This is a genomic window from Nitrospira sp., assembly GCA_030692565.1.
Taxonomy (GTDB): Bacteria; Nitrospirota; Nitrospiria; order Nitrospirales; family Nitrospiraceae; genus Nitrospira_D.
This window is the reverse complement of sequence record JAUYAO010000050.1, coordinates 85,144-103,261: the sequence shown is the minus strand read 5'-3', so window position 1 is coordinate 103,261 and position 18,118 is coordinate 85,144. Positions and strand designations below refer to the sequence as shown.

Genomic DNA, 18,118 nt, shown 5'->3' with positions numbered 1-18,118 from the left:
CCCCCCAAACCGATCACAATTCCACTCATTGGCACACGTATCGGCCACACCCTTCGGCGGCGGACCGAATCGCTGCTGGTCCTGCCGTGAATCTACGTCTTGTCACGCATGGTCAGCCATTACTCGGACAGGCTCCTAGCTCGCCTTGCGCGACAGTCTGGGACGTGACTAGCTCAAGCGAACGGCAAGCCTGCCCTCGGTCTTCCCATCACCTTCGCTTTCTCGTTTTAGTTTTATCACTCAGCTTCTGAATCTCCTGCGTGAGACGCGAATCGTCCACGCCCTCTAATTCAGGAAACTTTTCAAGGGCATATGCCCGCATACCGCGTTGCGTAGAGATGCGACAAAACACTGAGTCGTCCAAAAGGCTCCGGGTCTTGGCAAGCACGCTCTCCTCCTTCTTTAACCGCTGCGCCTCCATCTTTTTGCGAATCGCCTCCCGGTCTTCATCAACCTTCTCGATAGCCTTTTGCTGTTGTTCCTCAAACGAATTCCACCAAGCCTCAGATAAAGAAAAGCTAAGTGCAGCCAACTGACTCTTTGCGATCAATAGAAACTGACACTCCTCTCCTAGATGCTTCCTGAAGTCTGCCAATGAGGGCCATGCAACCGTCAAATCAAAGCTCTCTGCACCTCCCGCAGACTCATCCGAACTCAATACTTCCTCATCTAAGTGTTCACCACCATCGTTATAGTCGCAATCGACATCATAATTAAAATCTTCTTCGCCGAGCTTCGAGACGAAGAAAAACATCACCGTCGCTCCCAACGCCTTTGCCGCCTCAAAAAACTCCTCCAACGAGCCGGAAAACACCAAATCCGTCGATTCATCACGGCTGGCGCCTCGCTCAACAGGGATGGGATAGAAACCTGCCGACTTGATGCGTTGCGTGAGCTCCGATGTAAGCATGGTAGACCTACCTAATACGTGTATTGACGGACAAATAGGGAGGGACCAAACAGGGACCAAACAGGGACATTCTACTTTTCCCCGATCATCACGTCGATCTCTGCCTTCAGCTAGAACAAGCACCGGCTCGTGGAACCTTTTCGATCTTCTGATGCGCACAGGGATTCGCTGGCGAAGATTTGATTGTTGAAGACACTGCGAGCTTCGCCGCAGGGGCGTTCAATCCTGGATACTTCGCCTGAACGAAGCCGGCGACTTGCCAAAGCACCAACGCATTTACCACCGTCGCCACGATCAGCGCGCCGGCGATTCCCACGCCAACTCGCCGAAGCAGCCACTCGGCTATTCCACCGGTCAGCCCGCCTATTGCGATGCCGGCCAAAAGACCGGCCACTGCAAACACAACATAAAACCCCATCGCGAGCAGCATCGCAAAACTATCGGCATTGGGAGCCACACCGAGGTACCCCCCGAATCCTATCCACGCGCCCCATAGCCCCCCGAGCACCGGCCAGGAGATGCGGACGGCCCGCCAGAATGCATTTCCGTCCTTCATCACTTGCCTGCTCCCGGCCGAACACTCTCCAGTGTTTGGCGTGCCCCAAGAAGATGCCGTGCGGTTGCATCTATCTTTTGTAAGTGGCACCCGCCGGACGGTTCATTCCACGTCAATTTCAACGATTGATTGAATCCGCTGCTGAGGACAAATTGTTTCAATGGCATGACACGCAGTTGGGCGGAAGCCACGAGCGGGATGATTTGTTCGACTTGCAGGGACTGTTGCTGATTGCGCCATTGCATGCGCGCGCCCAGCCAGTCGCCCGTCCCGCCATCGATGAGCACCCACCCCCAGCCGTCAGCACTCAGGTTCAGATAGCAATAGGCGCCATGATGACCCGCCCCCGCCCATTCGCCCGAAAAGAAGCCAGGCGAGTTATCTGGCAGAGGCGTCAGCGCTTTCGCAGTTCCCAACCACACAAACACCAGTGCGAGTCCCATGAAATAGCGCATGTGCTGGCCTTGCCCCTGGATAAGAATACTTGTTCACACATCGTGAAGCCGCGCTCCATCAATGCCTACGTTGAAATCACTGGATCCCGAAGCCTGTTTCCCCCGCATCACTCTGCCAGCGGCACCCTCACAGTGAGTGCCAAGAGCGAGCTGGCCACTGCTGTTGATACGACCGCGGGCGGCGTCTACGGGGCGCGTTCAGCCCGTGCCTTCGACGCCGCAACGTCCGGCAGCGGCTGCCCCACGAGTCCCCGCACATAGTCCTTGTCCACTGCGTCGAACAACGCCTGCCGGGCCGGACCTTCCGGCCCCTCGACGAGCACCATCACGTTGTGCACGCGCAAGCCCTCGCTGCGCCGCGCACTCGCGACGCCGAACGTCGCCGTGGTCGGGCCGGCCTCCGGAAAGCGCTCCACATTCATCGCGAGACGCACCGTGATCTCCTGGGGAAACGTCTCAAGCCGCTTGGCCTGGGCGCGCAGGAGATCGGCCTGCGGTTTCACGCTGGCCCTGTGATCGGCGACGAACTTATTGGCGGCCTCCTCGAGCTTTCGGCCTTCGGCATTGGCGCGATCTGCTTGCGCCTGTTGCTCCGACGTGAAGGGAGGATCTTTTCGCGCCCGCCGTGGCGCGGCGTCGTACGCTGTGCGCATTTGCGCGAGCAACTGCTTGTGCTGCCCCTCTTTCTCCGGCGGGAGCTTTTCCAATTCCTCAATTTGCTTTTCAAGACTCTTGCGCTCGACGTACATGCGATCGGCCTCGGCCTTGGGGAACTTGTACAGATAGCCGCCGCTCGCATTGGACGAAAACGCCCCTTCCCCTGTACCACGGCAGAAGGACAGGCGCGGCTGGCGTGAAAAGTCGTACGGAGCCCCGCGCCGCTCGCTATTGGCAACCGGGGCGGGCAATGCCGCTGCCAGCGCCGCTTCCGCTCGGGCCGCGAATCCGAGCTCGGCCGGTGTCGCATCACGTACTCCGTCCACACAGTCGGCCAACCCGACACCGGGTACTCCCCACAACGCCACGGCGGCTACCACAGCAACAGCAACACGAGTCCTCGTCCTGATCATCATGGTCCTCCAATTCTGGCCGTACATGAAACAGATTTACGGGTCATCCCCCTTTGTTCTTCCTTACCATCTTGCGACTCACGCGACAGCCGACATCTTACTCACAGTTCATCTCCCGGCTCAGGAAATGGCTGGTGCAAAATCGCCCTGAGCTGATTGCGCCTGAAGCGCCTGCAATTGAGCGCGCGCCACGTTGACGTCGAGACCCAGCCAGGTGCAGGCGATGTCGGGAGAGTTGAAGACGATCACCTTCACGCCATACCCTTCCACCGCTTTCAAAAACACCAGGGCTCGTTCGTACGTTTCCGTATTCACCAGGAGCGCCATCCGGCCCACCTTGAGCTTCCCAATCACTTGGCCATAGAGATCGACGACCTCTTTGATCTCCTCCATCGTCGTGCCGAAGTGCGCCCGTTCGGCGTCAACCAGCACCGATGCACCGGCCTTCACCGACGGATCGCTTAAATGCAGCCGTTCATGCGCAAGAAGTTCGTCGTGAGTGACCTGCCCTGTCCACAGCTCCACCACCACGCTCCCATCATTCAACACGGCATAGTTATTGGGCATGCGTCTTCCCCCTTTTCAGCCGACCGGCACATCAACCCACCGTTATTTCATGGAACCCTAACGACACGCTTCCGCCCTGTCAATTGCCTCCTTCTGACGGGCAGGCATTGCCAAGCCTGCCCCCACTGCCGAATCGAGGATTGCCCCCTCCTCATCCCATATCCTTGCAGCTTTGAGGCAATCGTGATACTCAGGAATCATGGCACAACAGGTACCTCAAGCCCTTTCCGGCATTGAGCGACAAATCGCTCATGTCATGGCTCGCCACACCGCTGTGGCCATTGCGATCCTTTTCGGGTCCACAGCCACAGGGCATGCGCGGCCGGACAGCGACCTCGACGTGGCCATTGCCACCGTCACGCCGCTCACGGCCGAGGCTCGTATCGCGCTCATTGAAGACCTTGCGCTGACTTTCGGGCGGCCTGTGGACCTCATCGACATCGACCAGGTACATAGCCCGCTGTTGCACCGGATCTTCACGCAGGGACGCATGATTCTCTGCAACGATCGGACGCGCTACGCTGAACTCCTCCTGCGCATGATCTATGAAGAGGCCGATGTGATGCCTTACTACCGTCGGATATTGTCCGATAGAAGGCGCGCATGGATCGGGACATAGTCCAAGCCAAGCTCGAATCACTCCGGCGTTGCGTCGAGCGAATTGCCGCCAAGACACCGCCCTCTGCCGACCCGCTTGCCCACGACCCCGATCTCCAAGACATCATCGCGCTCAATCTTCAGCGTGCCGTCCAACTCTGCGTCGACCTTGCCGCGCATGTCATCGTCGACACCTCCTCCAAAGCGCCCTCGACCATGGCCGACAATTTCGCCATTCTGCAGGAGGTGAACGTCATTCCCCCCGCCTTGGCAGACCGGATGATGAAAGCCGTGGGATTTAGAAACATCGCCGTGCATAGCTATCAGACCATCGATTGGAACATCGTCTATCAGATCTGTACCCGCCACCTCGACGATTTCCGGCAATTTGCCAAGGCCATTGCCCAGCAACTCGCTAAACGCTGAGCCTTAAACTCCCCCCTCTTTCCCCTGAAAGGATTCCATTCCTCGCGCCATATCGTGGGTAGAAGGCAACGCCACTCTACTCACGAGGTGCCTGATGAACCTGCATCGACTCAAGACGGGACTTTCAGCACTCGATCCCCGCCTGTACCAGATCGCCAGTCTGAGCACGCTGCTGCTGTATGGCATCGGCGGGCTGCACTTCACGGTGTCGCCCGGGCAAATCGCCGTCACGATCGGCGCGGCGTTACTGACTCAATATGCCGGCACGCGCATTTACGATCTGCCTGCCTTTGACCCCAAGAGCCCGTTGATCTCGGCCCTCTCGCTCTGCCTCCTGCTCCGCACAGACGACCTCGCCATGGCCGCGTTGGCCGCCATCATCGCGATCGGCAGTAAGTTCGTCATCCGCTGGAAGGACAAGCACGTCTTCAATCCGACGAATCTGGCGCTGGTCGTTATGATTGCCGGCGGGCTCGGCTGGATGTCGCCGGGGCAGTGGGGGCAGGTCGCCTGGTTCGGTTTTCTCATCGCCTGCCTCGGCAGCCTCGTGGTCACCCGGGCGGCGCGGGCCGATGTGACCCTCGCCTTTCTTGCCTTCTATGTCGGTCTGTTGTTCGCACGAGCCATCTGGCTGGGCGATCCGCTCACGATCCCGCTGCATCAGATTGAAAGCGGCGCACTGCTCATCTTTGCCTTCTTCATGATCTCCGATCCCAAAACGACCCCTGATTCCAGAAGCGGCCGGATCTTCTACGCCCTGCTCGTCACGCTGGCTGCTCTCTATGTGCAATTCGGCTTATTCAAATCCAACGGCCCGCTCTGGGGCTTGATCGCCTGTGCGCCGCTGGTCCCGGCCATCGACTATTTGTTTCAAGGTGTTCGATACAAGTGGTCAGCCCCATCGAATGGTTCGTCGCCTGTTTCTCCCCTGTGCCCAGCAGCCTGTCGCCTGTCCCTTTCACAACCAAGGAGGTTCTCATGAGACGCTTCATCATTCCCATGCTCACATTATTCCTTGGCCTGTGTACCTGGAGCAGCGAAGCTTCCGCCTTCTGCGGCTTCTATGTCGGCAAGGCCGATACGAAGCTGTTCAACAAAGCGTCGGAAGTCGCCATCGCGCGCCACGACAACAAGACCGTCATCACGATGGCCAACGATTTCAAAGGCGACGTGAAGGAATTTGCGATGGTCGTGCCGGTGCCGACGATCTTGGAGAAGGAGCAAATCCACGTCGGCGATCCGGCCGTGCTGAAACATCTGGCCGACTATTCAGCCCCCCGGCTGGTGGAATACTTCGACGAGAATCCCTGCCGGCGCTACGACATGATGCAGGACCGGATGGGCGCCATGAAAAGCATGGCCCCGGCCGCCACCGAGGCCAAACGCGAACGCGATCAGGTCCTGGGCGTGACGGTGGAGGCGCAATACCTCGTCGGCGAGTACGACATCCTCATCCTTTCGGCAAAGGAAAGCGCCGGCCTGGAAACCTGGCTGACGGAGAACGGTTACAAAATCCCCAACGGGGCTTCAGCCGTGCTCCACAGTTATCTGAAACAGAATTTGAAGTTCTTTGTGGCCAAGGTCAATCTGGGCGAACAAGCCAAGCTGGGCCTCACGCATCTACGGCCACTCCAGATTGCCTTTGAATCGCCGAAGTTCATGCTGCCGATTCGCCTGGGCACGGTGAACGCCGACGGCGCCCAGGAACTGTTCATCTATTTCCTGACCAAGCAAGGCCGCGTGGAGACGACGAACTATCGCACGGTCCGCTTGCCGGAAGCGCAGGAGATCCCGCTCTATGTAAAGGACAAGTTCGGAGACTTCTATCGCGATCTCTTCACGCAACAAGTGAAGCGCGAGAGCGAGCGCGGCGTGTTTCTGGAATATGCCTGGGATATGAACTGGTGCGACCCTTGCGCGGCGAATCCTCTCTCGGCCGAGGAACTGCGCGGGCTGGGGGTCTTCTGGCAGGACAGCCTCGGCGGCCCGCAACGAGGCCGGAGCATGCCGATGGCCCAGAACGTATTCCTGACCCGCCTGCACGTTCGCTATGACGCGGCGCACTTCCCCGAAGACCTGATGTTCCAGGAGACCTCAGATCGGTCGAATTTCCAGGCACGCTACATCCTACGCCATCCCTGGACGGGCACGGACGAATGCGCGGCGGCGACCGCCTATCGTCAGCAACTGCGGGAACGCTATGAACGGGAAGCGCAGACTCTGGCCACGTTAACCGGCTGGAATATCGGCGAGATCCGCAAGACGATGAACATCGCGGCCATGCCGACCGTCGAGGGGAAGAAGTGGTATCAGCAGTTGTGGGCGAACTAGCACCGCGCACACACGACAACGGCGAGGCCTGGGATCACCAGGCCTCGCCGTCGTCTTCGCTCGACGCCAGCCCCGCGGCCGACGCTTCTTGCTCTAGCAGGAGAAAGATCCTGCGCTATGTCCTGATCGAGAGGGAGACCGACGTCAGGCTGACCGATCGATACGCCAAGACTGCGCCGTTGACCGTCGTCGAAGGAGTGCCCACTGGAGACTCCGGCTGTCCGGCAGCAGGCGTCGCAGAAAGGGCGGCTGGAGTTTCCGGCGGTCCGGCGGGGGATGCCTGCGGAGTCCGTTCATGCTCGCCCCTCAATTCCCGGCCAAGATTCTCACGCAACTTTTTGAGGAAGTCCGGCAGATACTTCCGGATCTTCCCTGACTCCACCTTCGCCTCGTCAAACACGGCTAAGACTTGCTCAACCAGCGACTTCGGCTGCGAGGCACCCGGCGCCGGGGCGACGAGGCGAGTCGTCGCGTCCGCTGCCGGAGCCGCTGCATCCGTCGAAGGCTGGGTGGGCGCCGTGGTACCGGTTGACGATTGCGGGATCGCCGCAACCGTCGAAGGCGCCGCACCCGGGGTAACCGGGATTGAGGGAGTACGGGACGTCTGAGTTGAGGTCGGAGTCGGAGCCGGTTGATTCTCCGGCAGCGCCGGCTGTCCGGTCACGGACGACGCCACCTGAGCTGCAACAACCGTCACCGATCGTTCGACATTGATACTGAGGTCCAAGCTGGATAGTGATGACAGCCCCCCGAACTTGTCGGCGAGCTTGGCCGTCTTGGCCAGCGCTTCGTCGTCCTGGCCGCGGAAATACTTGCGGAAAATATTGCTTACCTTACGGAACAGCTTTTCGAGATCGTGCAACTCCTGCTCGTTCAGGTCCCCTTCGACCGTCACGCCATACTGCTTCTTCAATGACGCCTCAACGCTCGTGGCCTTGACCTCGACCGTGCCCTGTTCAGTCTCCGCCTTCGCCTGATAGGTCACTGCCCGATACCGGGCTTCAAAGTCGGCGGTCAGCGTGATCTTGTCGCCTTCGGCCGTCGTCACGCTCAACTGTCCGGTCAGGTCCGTCGACGCGGAAATGGCGGACACTTTCGTATCCAACCGCTGAGCGCCCGCAGCATTCGCCGCCGGGGCCTGGAAGAATTTGGACGGGTCGAACGGGGTCAAAGCTGAGATAGGCATGACTGCTGTTCCTTCCTGTGGACCTTATCGGATCCCCCCTAGCTAAACTTAAGGGGTGCTGTGGTATAGTGCCTCCAGATATTGGCTATTCGACTTTCTCGCGGAGAAGGAGCCCCTATGCGCACACCATCAAATTCAGCACGCCTTGCTCTCGTGCTCCTGACGCTGACCCTCTCCAGCGGCTGTTCAATCAAGGCCACGCTCGATCAGACGATGGATACGACCTCCAATGTCAGCGGCACCACATCATCGGTTCATAGCTGGGTTTCAGAAGACGGGCTGGTGAAGCCGGACTACAAGGCGCTTGCCTTCATCGCGGCGAGCCGGGAGAACATGGAGCAGAACATCGCGGCCGGATCCGGCGAGTATCTGACCGCCGTCGGGACCTTGCTCGGCGTGCCGGAGCCCCGGCGCGCAGACTTCGGCGCCGCGGTCCAACGCCGCTATGCCCAAGATTGGCCAGGCTCCCATGCGGCCCCGGAGCAATGGCTCGCGCAGCTTCACGAAACCGCCCAACCCTATCGGCTATCCCACTAACCCCTGTCGGATCTCGTATGACCACACCTCAAGCCTCCGCCGCGACACTCCCTTTTCAACGAATCCTCCATCCCTCTGATTTTTCAGAGGACAGCCACACCGGACTGGTCCACGCGGTGAAACTGGCCGTGGCCGCTCACGGCGAGCTGTCGATCATGCACGTCGATCCGGATGTTCCCCGGGCGGATTTCGAAGACTTTCCCCAAGTCCGCCCGTTGCTTGAACGCTGGGGGCTCCTTCCTCACGGCAGTCCACGCGAGCAGGTGGCCGACCTGGGGATCGCGATCAAGAAGACTCGCACCGTGGCAAAGAACCGGACCGAAGCCATTCTCCAATACCTCGCCAAGCACCCGGCCGATTTGCTGGTGATGTCCACGAATCAGCACGAAGGACTCGCCCGATGGCAGCATGAGAGTGTCGCCGAACCGGTCGCCCGCGGGAGTCAAATGGCCACACTGTTCGTCCCCGCGCAGGTCGAAGGATTCGTGGCAAAGGATTCAGGGCAACCGAAGCTCCGCCGGGTGCTGGTGCCGGTGAGCGCGGAATACAGCCCGCAACTGGCCATCGACATGACCGCGCAGTTGGCGTCCGCCCTGGGCTGCGACAATCTCACGGTGATCGTCGTGCAAGTGGGAGATGACCGCATGCTCCACTCGCTCCGCTACCCGATCAAGACCGGCTGGCTCTGGCACACGATGGCCTGCCAGGGAAACGTGGTCGAGGTGATTCTCGCGATGGGGAAAGATTTCGATGTGGATCTCATCGTCATGACGACGTCGAAGCAGCTTACCTTGCTGGACCTCATGCGAGGCAGCACCACCGAGCGAGTGCTGCGCGGCGCCCGCTGCCCCCTGCTGGCCCTACCGGTCTGACATCCTCCGCACCACACTCACCGGCCCGTCCGACATTCCCGACATTCCTTCAGACTGCTTTCGCAGCACCGTACGCACGACCACCCCGTCTTTGAGAATGAGAAAATTCGTCGGCACGGCCGGAATTTTCGGCCCCGGCAGAATGATTCCGACGAGATTCAACGGATCGGACGCGGAAAGTTTGATCTCTTGTCCCGTCGTGGCGCTGCCCACGGACTTGCGCAGCGCGCGCAGGGCCTCCACTGCTTCCGGCAGCGCGAACTGCTCGCCGACAAAGCCTGTCACAAATCGCCCGCCGCGCAGCTCCCCTTGCAGTTCCAATTTCCGATACACCACGAGCAGGTCCCGCCACGACTGCACCAACGACTCCCGCACCAACAGATCCCGAAAGACCACCCCGTACCGGCGTAAGAGCTGACGGGCAACACGCTCTGAAGTCAGTGACGCGTGATGCGTGAGAAGGGACAAGTTGAATGGCGAGGGGCGAGAGGCAAGGGGCAAGGGGTTGGCAGGCGATTCTCCTCTAGCCTCGTGCCACGGACCTCGCGCCTCCATGCTCCGGAGCAGCGACCAGCGGCCCGCTGTATGGCGAGGCCGGCGGGCGCGATCCCGCCCCTCGGCACGGCGGCGCCGCGGATCCATGAGAGCGCGGAGATTGTCGAACCCGTCGGCCGTCACCAGGCCCGCCGCGACCAACTCCCAGACCCCCGCCTCGACCTCCGCCGGCAGATGATTGGTTAATTTCACAAGATCCGCAAAAAAGCTGGCGCCTCGCTCCTGCAACGCACGGCGCAAGTCCTGAGCCACGGCACTCAATTGGCCGTAGGTATCCGGTCCTGTCTGCGCGCCACCCTCTGCGAATGCCGCCATCAACCACTCTCCGTCCTCACGCGGAAACAGACTGATCGGGGCGACGCTCGTGGGCACGATGCGCCGCGCCTTATCAGCGTCACCCGAGAAGGCCAGACGCGGATGCGGCGAAATACGCCCCCAACTGACCGCGCCGCTGAGACAGAGCCGGTCTAGAAACTCCGGCTCGTATTTCGCCAGACGCGCACGCAAGAGCTGCGGTTCCCAGGCTGAAGCCGCCGCTTCAAACCCGGCTAATTGCGTGATGATCCGCGTGAGTCCGGCCTCCCCATGCTGCCGAGAGCCCGGCGTCACATGCTGCCACTGGAGCAGGAAGCGCATGAACTCGGCGGCGGTGACCGGCTCGATGTCCTTGCGCAACCGTCCGATCGTCAATCGATGAATCCGCGCCAGGAGCCGGCGATGACACCATTCGGACGAAGCCTGTGACGCGTGACCCGTGACAAGTGACGCGCTAGGACGGAAATGGCCGCGGAGGACTTGGCCTTGCGATTCGAGTTTCAGCATCGCTGCCATGACACCATCGACAGACAAATGCAGCCGGTCGGCCAGCTGCGGCACCGTCGTTGGGCCGATACTCTCCATCCACCCCTGGACAATCGCATCCAGCGTCGCAGCGTCTTGCATCGCCAGTGCAGCCGTTACCTCCATCTGCCGCTCTGTTGCGATCCACCCGCTCGCCTCTCGCGGCTCGACTGAGCTCGCCGAAGTCCCCTCACCTTCTCCTCTCCCCTCAGGGGAGAGGATTGAGGAGAGGGGAGTCTTGATCACCACTGCACGTCCCGCTTCTATCAATGGCGGCAGGAACGCTGTCCAACGCTCTCCCTCCTGGACCGGCACCCAAAGCAGTGTCAGCAACGCATCGTGCAGTTCGTCGGCATCCCGGACCACCGGCCACGCCTCCCGCTCGACCTCCTCAATCGCCGCCGGGTCGAGCGCGCCGACCTGCCCGAGCATCTCCGGCGGTAGCGTCCGCCGCATTTCCACCGCCCGGGCGCGGCGCTCTTCCAGCGGCGCGTCATCAAGAAACGCGTAGGGGTTGGCGTTCAGAATCTCATGGGAAAAGACCGAGGGCACGGGCGTATCCACCGCGACGCAGCGAATCGTGCCGGTTTCGATGGCCTTCAGCACGGCCGTCAGCCCCTCCAGATCCATCGCCTCCGTCAGGCAATCTCGGATAGTTTCGTTCACGAGGGGATGATCCGGAATCTGCCTGGCTGCCCGCTCGCCGGTCAGATTCTCCTGGCAGGCGATCGCATCCGGGAAGACCGCCGCGAGCAAATCTTCCGACTTCATCCGCTGAATCTGCGGAGGCACCTTCTTGCCGTTGGAAAATCTGAGCAGCGCCAGCGAACGCGACGCATTCCAGCGCCAGCGCGTCGCGAACATCGGCGCGAGGAGCACCGCCTGAATCAGCACCTCACGGACCGTCTTCGAGTAGAGATACCCGAAGACGGACTCCAGCGGGAAACTGTGCTTCTCGCCGAGCGAGATCACCAAGCCGTTATCTGTCGCCGCGGCCTGTAACTCGAAATCGAACGTAACGCAGAACCGCTTGCGCAGGGCGAGGCCCCAGGCCCGGTTGATCCGCCCGCCGAAGGGCGCGTGCAGAACCAGCTGCATCCCGCCGCTTTCGTCGAAGAACCGCTCGGCGACGATCGTCTCCTGCGTCGGCACGGTCCCCAGTACGGCCTTGCCGGTGAGCACGTACTCGATGGCCTGCTGCGCGCCACGCTGATCCAATGCGCATTCATTCCGAAGCCAGGTGATGGGTGATGCGTGATGCGTGATGCGCGGCCCCTCTCCTTCACCTCTCCCCTCAGGGGAGAGGGACGGGTGAGGGGAGCGACCCAGTCTGGTTGTAATTTCTTGCCGCAACGACGCTACCTCCGCCGATAATTCGGCTGTCCTCGACGGAGCCTCGCCACGCCAGAACGGAATGTTCGGCGGCGCGCCCTGGGCATCTTCCACACGGACCTTCCCCGCCTCGATCCCTTTGATGCGCCACGATGTATTGCCCAACAACATGATGTCGCCAGCCAAACTCTCCACCGCGAAATCCTCGTCGACCGATCCCACCACCGTCCCATCGGGCTCCGCTACCACCGCGTAGTTAGCCGTATCTGGAATGGCGCCCCCGGAGGTGATCGCCGCCAGCCGCGCGCCTCGCCGCCCCTTGATCCGCCCGTTGATCCGGTCATGGAACAGATAGGCCAGGCCCCGCCCCCGCTGAGTGGCGATCCCATCGGCCAGCATGCGCAGCACGCCATCGAACTCAGCCTGCGACAGATTCCGATAGGGATAGGCGCGACGGACCAAAGCGAACAGCTCTTCTTCCGTCCAGGTCTGAGTGGCCGCTGCTGCGACAATCTGTTGGGAAAGAATGTCGAGCGGAGCAGGCGGGATCGTGATCTGATCCAGCGTCCCCCGGCGGATCGCGCGCACGAGCGCCGCGCACTCCAACAGTTCATCCCGCGTCATGGCAAAGATGCGGCCTTTGGGAATCGCCTTGACCCAGTGGCCCGCACGGCCGATCCGTTGCAGCCCGGTGGCGATCGCTCTCGGCGAACCGATCTGACAGACGAGATCGACCGTGCCGACATCGATCCCCAGTTCCAACGAGGCCGTGGCAATGACGACGCGCGTCTTGCCGGTCTTCAACCGTTCCTCCGCCGACAGACGAATCTGCCGCGACAGACTGCCGTGATGCGCCGCTACCACGTCAGGGCCCAGATCGCGGAGCCGCTCTTCCAGATAGTGCGACACCCGTTCAGCCAGCCGTCGGGTATTCACAAACACCAGCGTCGAGCGATGCTGCCGCACAAGTTCAGCCACACGGTCATAGACATCGGACCAGATGGCATTCGTGGCCACGGCGCTCAATTCATCCTTCGGCACCTCAACGGCCAGATCCAATTCGCGACGATGCCCGACATTGATGATCGTGCATCCCCTCACCCTTTCCCTCTCCCCTGGGGGGAGAGGGCTGGGTGAGGGGCTCCCGACCAGAAATTGCGCCACCAGCTCGATCGGTCGCTGGGTCGCCGACAAGCCGATGCGTTGCGGCTTCACCAGCGTCAACGCTTCCAGTCGTTCCAGCGACAGGGCCACATGGGCGCCCCGCTTGTTCGGCGCCAGAGCATGAATTTCATCGACGATGACCGTTCGCACGGTCTGCAACATGTGCCGGCTTTTCTCCGCCGTCAGGAGGATGAACAGCGACTCCGGCGTGGTCACGAGGATATGCGGCGGCCGCTTCAGCATCTGCTGCCGATCCGCCATCGGAGTATCGCCTGTGCGGACCAGTACCCGCAGCTCCGGCATCAGCAAGCCAGCTTGCAAAGCCAATTGTCCGATCTCCGCCAGTGGTTTTTGAAGATTCTTCTGGATGTCGTTGCTCAGAGCCTTGAGCGGCGAGACGTACAACACCTGCGTATGATCGTCGAGTTCACGAGCAAGGGCTTGTTTGAAGAGAGAATCGATGCAAGAGAGAAACGCCGCGAGGGTTTTGCCTGATCCGGTCGGCGCGGCAATCAGCGCATCCGCCCCTGATTGAATCGCCGGCCAGGCCTGCCGCTGCACATCCGTCGGCTGCCCGACCTGCGTCAGGAACCATTCCGCGATGAGGGGATGAAAAGAAGACAGTGGCATGGCGTGAAATCTTACCACGCCGGGGGAAGGGGACTCTATCGGGGTCCTGCGAACAGTGTGGTTAGGGAAAGAACAGGCCCGTGAGGCAATACGATCTCACGGGCCAATGATCCACGAGCTTATCTTAGGGACGGCCAGGAGTCGCAATCCCAATGGGATTCACTCCTACGGAAGTGATGGCCCTGGGCGATGCCGGAGTTAGTGCCCCTGTCCCATCAATTGTAAACGCTGCAACCGTCGCGTTCCCACTATTGGCCACATAGAGAAACTGGCCTGTTGGATTAATCGTAATCCCGATCGGCGTGGATAAGCCAGCTGTCGCTGTTGGCGTAGACAACAACCCGCCGGTGAGAATTGAAAGTCTTGCAACTTCGTTATGAAGTGTATTGGTAACGTACAGGAATGAACCATTCGGTGAGATCACAATCCGTTGAGGACCAGCCCCAACAGTTCCAGTGGAAAATGTTGGAGTCAAGAGAGCTGTCAAATTACCGCTCCCATTAATCGCAAAGGCCGCAACTTCTTTCAAACCCGTATTGACCACGTAGAGGAATGACCCATTGGGAGAAATAGCAACCCCTTCAGGGCTTGAACCTGCCCCGGTAGAGACTGTGCCTATGCTGGCCAATGCGCCAGCGGCTCCAATCGTGAATCCTGACACGGTATTGCTGCCAGAATTTGCGACATAGAGGAATTGCCCGTTTGGAGAAACCGCAATCCCCCTCGCCAAGGTACCCCCAGTTGGGAATGTCCCTTGAGCGGTTGCAGACAACACCCCACCGACCCCGATTGAAAACCCCGCTACAGTATCCGTCGCACTATTCGCCACATACACAAATTGTCCGTTGGGAGTTATCGTAATCCCTCTGGGTGAAGAACCAACACCCGCGCTAATAGTCGCGGGGCTGGTGACAGCAAGGGCCCCCGTTGCCGAATTGATTGTGAAGGACGAAATATTTGAAGACCCTTGATTCGACGCATAGAGAAATTGTCCGTTCGGAGATACCGCGACCCACTCAGATGTAGTTCCCCCTGTAGCGATACTCGCTGGCGAAGTGGGACTCAATACACCCCCCGCTCCAATCGTAAAACCAGAAATAGTATGAGACCCGCCATTCGCTGTGTAAACCACAGGCGGCGCTGTCCCACCGAGCGTAAAATTGCCTCCAGGACCATCGCCGCCACCTGGACAGCCGGTGAGAAGAAACAGTCCTGACAACGCGTACATGATCGACAACGATTTCATCATGGTACATCCTCCACACCTGATCTACTTCACACACTATGCAGTCACGACTGCTCTTTTGATAGTGTAGCACTATGGAAAACTAATGCCAACTGAGACGCTCATGTTTTCCATAGACTTTGCCGGCTGTGCGCTGTCAGATTGTAGGTGAAACAGGACGGAGTGTTCCATCGTGCCACACAATCCCCTCGTCATACTTGGCTCCGGCTACACCGCTCGTTTTCTCTGGCCGCTCGTCGCCGATCGCTCACTAATGGTCTACGCCACGAGTCGCGCGCCGGAGGAGCATCTCGACCATGTGCCGCCGGCCCACCGTCTCCGGTTTGATTTATCCCAGCATGACACCTGGGGAAATATCCCACACGATGCCGATCTCCTCTGGTGCTTTCCCGCAACGCCTCTTGATCTCGTCCGGCAATTCGCTGCGTCGCTGAGCGGCTCAGCCCGCCGCCTGGTGGTACTCGGCAGCACCTCCGCCTATGACACGGGAGTCTCCCACGCATACCCGCCGCCTTGGATCGATGAAACCGCCCCGATCGATCTCACGAAGCCTCGTGTGCAAGGCGAAGAGCACCTCCGCCTGAAACATGGCGCCATCGTGCTGCGCGTCGCCGGCATTTACGGCCCAGGACGCAATCCCCTCGACTGGATTAGAACCGGCCGCGTCGGCCCAACGCGCAAATACGTCAACCTGATCCACGTCGAAGACCTCGCGGCCATCTGCCTTGCCGCCGTGGAACGAGGGACCCCCGGCGAGGTCTACAACGTCAGCGACGGCCAGCCGCGCACATGGGAAGCCATCTGCGAGACGATGATGGGTCCTGATGCTTGCCGCGCTGCTGACAACGCCACGCAGAAAGAGACGGGGAAACGAATCGTCTCTACCAAATTTCCTCGAGACGCCGGACTGCAATTGGCCCACGTCGACCTCTACCGCTCGCTCCGTGAACTCGATTCTCCGTAGAGATGAACCCGGCGGTCCTCCATGCCGTAGCAGGCTCGTTATCAATACATCGACCGGCCCTGTGAATATGCCCCGTTACGCAGGCGACTCCCTATTGATTTCTACGATGGTGATTGATTGGCCCTTGGCGTCGACATCCTGCTGGAGCTCCCAGCGACTGAAGACCGTGACTTTCGTGCCGTCGCGTCGCTCATGAATCAGGCGCCCCTCCCAAAACCCTCTTGCTAAAAGCTCTGCTTCGATATGCTCAAGCGAAACGGGAAATATCGTATGGAGAAGCTGGTGAGACACCTTCCCCAGTGCGCTCTTCTTGTCCCATCCGTACAACTCGCTTGCCCTATCGCTCCAGTAGCGAATGGTCCCGTCCTTATTCCGCACCATCATGGCACCCTTGGCGATGTCCACACTGCCGCCGGCCTTTGCATGCGTCCTGCTTTCATAACTTACGGATGATTCCCGTCCCGCGTAGGCGAGTGCGTGGTGCAGCGTCTCGGCCACGACACGATGGCCATCGCTAGTCCAATGGGTGTCGTCAGGGATAAATACCAGCTGCTTTGCCTTTGCCGCAGCCGACAGCGCAGGCGTGAGGTCGACATAGTGGATGTCCGGTGAAATATCCGCTACCAATCGACGGAGCCGTTCCGGCAAATCGTTCAACTCCCACCACTTCAGATCCCCCTGTGCATTTCCATCAAACCGGGCAATGTCGTGATACACCCTGAACTTAGTCGGAGCAAATGCGACCATAAAGCCTGCGCCCTTGCTTTGAGCCAATTCATAGGCCTCCTTGAGAGCGTTCGCGGTTGTCTGTAACGCCTTCAATTCCTGTCCAGTCGGCACGACGGATGAAGTGTGATCCAGGAAATAGATCCGTTGCTCGTGACCGTCCCCGCCATCAATCAAGCCATAATTCCCTGCGATCCGCTGGTTCGGCACACAACCATGGATCCATCGTGCCAGCGCCATGAGGCTATTGAGAAAAAACGAACGGTCCCAGGCCAGACTCATCCTATTCCACATGCCGTTCAGAGCAGACACCCGGTCCTCGTAACTTTGGGCGTCAACAAGATCATTGCCTTCGTAGAAGACCCACACGATCCACTTTGGGCGAAGAGGAAGAGCATAACGCTTCAACACCGCCAACTCCTGCTGAGGACCATAGCCGGATTGTCCGAGGTTAGCGACAACTCCTCCGTACAACTCCGCTAATCGAGTCGTCGCGAGAACCGATCCTGGCATCATAGGAGACTCCACATACGAATCCCCGATGACGGCGACTTCCGCCTCTGCGAGATCCTGATCGTTTCTGAATCCATTTTTGTCGTACTTGACATCGAAGGGTTCGAACGGCCGGACCGGAAGACAGATGCCTTCGCCGATGTTGCCCCGGCCGAACACCGTCTTCACGGTGGACCCGGGACGTGGAACCGCCAACAGCTCACGATCCGGAACGTAATTGGGTTGCTCCCAGGGAAGAAAGCTGGTGGTCCCGAACGTCTTTCTATAATCGATGAGATTGAGCCAGACAGGAACTTCGGCCAAAAGGAGCACCGCCGCAAGAGACAGTGTCATCAATACGAATTGGCTTCTGATTTCCTCCCGCGGGATATGCGAGAGCAGCGCGTATGCGCCCCATGCGAGAAAGTAGGATGTACCCAGAATACTAAACAGATGCCGTGCGTCCGGCACGGCGGTCGACAACCCGAGCTTAAATGCAATGACTGCCCCTCCAACAAACAGCACGCCGGTGATGAAGAGGATCGTTCGTTTGATGCGAGCGCTTGAAGTGACAGTCATGGGCGCATTGTTCTCTTTCAACCATCGAGCTTGAAACTGTCAACTGTCCTGAGGCAACACTCCCGATGAAGTACGATAGCAGG

16 protein-coding genes are annotated in these 18,118 nt (G+C 59.7%); 7 read left to right on the top strand and 9 right to left on the bottom strand.

Features of this window, described 5'->3' with window-relative positions; translation table 11 throughout:
• Positions 1-208: 208 nt before the first annotated feature.
• From Q8N04_13220 to Q8N04_13200, 5 genes are all read right to left on the bottom strand, one after another.
• The gene (locus tag Q8N04_13220; protein ID MDP3091635.1) at positions 209-910 is read right to left on the bottom strand and encodes a hypothetical protein; all 702 of its coding nucleotides are present in this window, start codon (positions 908-910) and stop codon (positions 209-211) included.
• A 106-nt stretch (positions 911-1,016) separates the two neighbouring features.
• Complete coding sequence (locus Q8N04_13215; protein ID MDP3091634.1) at positions 1,017-1,466, bottom strand: hypothetical protein; 450 nt, start codon at positions 1,464-1,466, stop codon at positions 1,017-1,019.
• The gene (locus Q8N04_13210) at positions 1,466-1,921 is read right to left on the bottom strand and encodes a hypothetical protein (GenBank protein ID MDP3091633.1); all 456 of its coding nucleotides are present in this window, start codon (positions 1,919-1,921) and stop codon (positions 1,466-1,468) included. Before Q8N04_13210 ends, Q8N04_13215 begins: the two co-directional genes overlap by 1 nt.
• Before the next feature lie 185 nt (positions 1,922-2,106).
• On the bottom strand, positions 2,107-2,994 hold the full coding sequence (locus Q8N04_13205; GenBank protein MDP3091632.1) for a hypothetical protein: 888 nt from the start codon (positions 2,992-2,994) through the stop codon (positions 2,107-2,109).
• Between the two features lie 117 nt (positions 2,995-3,111).
• Positions 3,112-3,558, bottom strand: a complete 447-nt coding sequence (locus Q8N04_13200) for a hypothetical protein (GenBank protein MDP3091631.1) — start codon at positions 3,556-3,558, stop codon at positions 3,112-3,114.
• A 199-nt stretch (positions 3,559-3,757) separates the two neighbouring features.
• On the opposite strand from Q8N04_13200, the gene Q8N04_13195 reads away from it, so the two are divergent.
• The 4 genes from Q8N04_13195 (at position 3,758) to Q8N04_13180 (ending at position 6,912) form a co-directional block, all read left to right on the top strand.
• Positions 3,758-4,177 (top strand): nucleotidyltransferase domain-containing protein, encoded by a 420-nt coding sequence (locus Q8N04_13195; protein ID MDP3091630.1) that lies wholly within the window; start codon positions 3,758-3,760, stop codon positions 4,175-4,177.
• A complete protein-coding gene (locus tag Q8N04_13190; protein MDP3091629.1) occupies positions 4,162-4,581 on the top strand; it encodes a DUF86 domain-containing protein in 420 nt (139 codons plus the stop codon). Before Q8N04_13195 ends, Q8N04_13190 begins: the two co-directional genes overlap by 16 nt.
• Positions 4,582-4,675: 94 nt before the next feature.
• Positions 4,676-5,563: an RnfABCDGE type electron transport complex subunit D gene (locus tag Q8N04_13185; GenBank protein MDP3091628.1), complete on the top strand. Its 888-nt coding sequence runs from the start codon at positions 4,676-4,678 to the stop codon at positions 5,561-5,563.
• The gene (locus Q8N04_13180; GenBank protein MDP3091627.1) at positions 5,560-6,912 is read left to right on the top strand and encodes a DUF2330 domain-containing protein; all 1,353 of its coding nucleotides are present in this window, start codon (positions 5,560-5,562) and stop codon (positions 6,910-6,912) included. The genes Q8N04_13185 and Q8N04_13180 overlap by 4 nt, the downstream gene beginning before the upstream one ends.
• A gap of 115 nt (positions 6,913-7,027) precedes the next feature.
• Here Q8N04_13180 and Q8N04_13175 read toward each other — a convergent pair whose 3' ends face one another.
• On the bottom strand, positions 7,028-8,098 hold the full coding sequence (locus Q8N04_13175; GenBank protein ID MDP3091626.1) for a hypothetical protein: 1,071 nt from the start codon (positions 8,096-8,098) through the stop codon (positions 7,028-7,030).
• 117 nt (positions 8,099-8,215) lie between these two features.
• Between Q8N04_13175 and Q8N04_13170 the strand changes: the two genes are divergently transcribed.
• Together Q8N04_13170 and Q8N04_13165 are read left to right on the top strand one after the other, a co-directional pair.
• Entirely contained in the window at positions 8,216-8,635 is a 420-nt protein-coding gene (locus tag Q8N04_13170) for a DUF3015 family protein (protein MDP3091625.1), read from the top strand.
• Positions 8,636-8,652: 17 nt separating this feature from the next.
• Positions 8,653-9,507 (top strand): universal stress protein, encoded by an 855-nt coding sequence (locus Q8N04_13165; protein MDP3091624.1) that lies wholly within the window; start codon positions 8,653-8,655, stop codon positions 9,505-9,507.
• On the opposite strand, the gene Q8N04_13160 is transcribed toward Q8N04_13165, so the two are convergent.
• Positions 9,496-14,028: a DEAD/DEAH box helicase gene (locus tag Q8N04_13160; protein ID MDP3091623.1), complete on the bottom strand. Its 4,533-nt coding sequence runs from the start codon at positions 14,026-14,028 to the stop codon at positions 9,496-9,498. The genes Q8N04_13165 and Q8N04_13160 overlap by 12 nt on opposite strands.
• A gap of 124 nt (positions 14,029-14,152) precedes the next feature.
• Positions 14,153-15,277, bottom strand: a complete 1,125-nt coding sequence (locus Q8N04_13155) for a beta-propeller fold lactonase family protein (GenBank protein MDP3091622.1) — start codon at positions 15,275-15,277, stop codon at positions 14,153-14,155.
• A 169-nt stretch (positions 15,278-15,446) separates the two neighbouring features.
• On the opposite strand from Q8N04_13155, the gene Q8N04_13150 reads away from it, so the two are divergent.
• The gene (locus tag Q8N04_13150) at positions 15,447-16,238 is read left to right on the top strand and encodes a hypothetical protein (GenBank protein ID MDP3091621.1); all 792 of its coding nucleotides are present in this window, start codon (positions 15,447-15,449) and stop codon (positions 16,236-16,238) included.
• Between the two features lie 75 nt (positions 16,239-16,313).
• On the opposite strand, the gene Q8N04_13145 is transcribed toward Q8N04_13150, so the two are convergent.
• Positions 16,314-18,035 carry a PAS domain-containing protein gene (locus Q8N04_13145; GenBank protein ID MDP3091620.1) on the bottom strand — a complete coding sequence of 574 codons (1,722 nt, stop codon included), beginning with the start codon at positions 18,033-18,035 and terminating at the stop codon, positions 16,314-16,316.
• Positions 18,036-18,118 lie beyond the last annotated feature (83 nt).

Coding starts and splice junctions, on each gene's coding strand:
- Q8N04_13180 (MDP3091627.1), top strand. CDS start 5,560: ATGAGACGCTTCATCATTCCCATGCTCACATTATTCCTTGGCCTGTGT.
- Q8N04_13195 (MDP3091630.1), top strand. CDS start 3,758: ATGGCACAACAGGTACCTCAAGCCCTTTCCGGCATTGAGCGACAAATC.
- Q8N04_13145 (MDP3091620.1), bottom strand. CDS start 18,035: ATGACTGTCACTTCAAGCGCTCGCATCAAACGAACGATCCTCTTCATC.
- Q8N04_13190 (MDP3091629.1), top strand. CDS start 4,162: ATGGATCGGGACATAGTCCAAGCCAAGCTCGAATCACTCCGGCGTTGC.
- Q8N04_13220 (MDP3091635.1), bottom strand. CDS start 910: ATGCTTACATCGGAGCTCACGCAACGCATCAAGTCGGCAGGTTTCTAT.
- Q8N04_13210 (MDP3091633.1), bottom strand. CDS start 1,921: ATGCGCTATTTCATGGGACTCGCACTGGTGTTTGTGTGGTTGGGAACT.
- Q8N04_13155 (MDP3091622.1), bottom strand. CDS start 15,277: ATGATGAAATCGTTGTCGATCATGTACGCGTTGTCAGGACTGTTTCTT.
- Q8N04_13185 (MDP3091628.1), top strand. CDS start 4,676: ATGAACCTGCATCGACTCAAGACGGGACTTTCAGCACTCGATCCCCGC.
- Q8N04_13215 (MDP3091634.1), bottom strand. CDS start 1,466: ATGAAGGACGGAAATGCATTCTGGCGGGCCGTCCGCATCTCCTGGCCG.
- Q8N04_13170 (MDP3091625.1), top strand. CDS start 8,216: ATGCGCACACCATCAAATTCAGCACGCCTTGCTCTCGTGCTCCTGACG.
- Q8N04_13160 (MDP3091623.1), bottom strand. CDS start 14,028: ATGCCACTGTCTTCTTTTCATCCCCTCATCGCGGAATGGTTCCTGACG.
- Q8N04_13200 (MDP3091631.1), bottom strand. CDS start 3,558: ATGCCCAATAACTATGCCGTGTTGAATGATGGGAGCGTGGTGGTGGAG.
- Q8N04_13165 (MDP3091624.1), top strand. CDS start 8,653: ATGACCACACCTCAAGCCTCCGCCGCGACACTCCCTTTTCAACGAATC.
- Q8N04_13175 (MDP3091626.1), bottom strand. CDS start 8,098: ATGCCTATCTCAGCTTTGACCCCGTTCGACCCGTCCAAATTCTTCCAG.
- Q8N04_13205 (MDP3091632.1), bottom strand. CDS start 2,994: ATGATGATCAGGACGAGGACTCGTGTTGCTGTTGCTGTGGTAGCCGCC.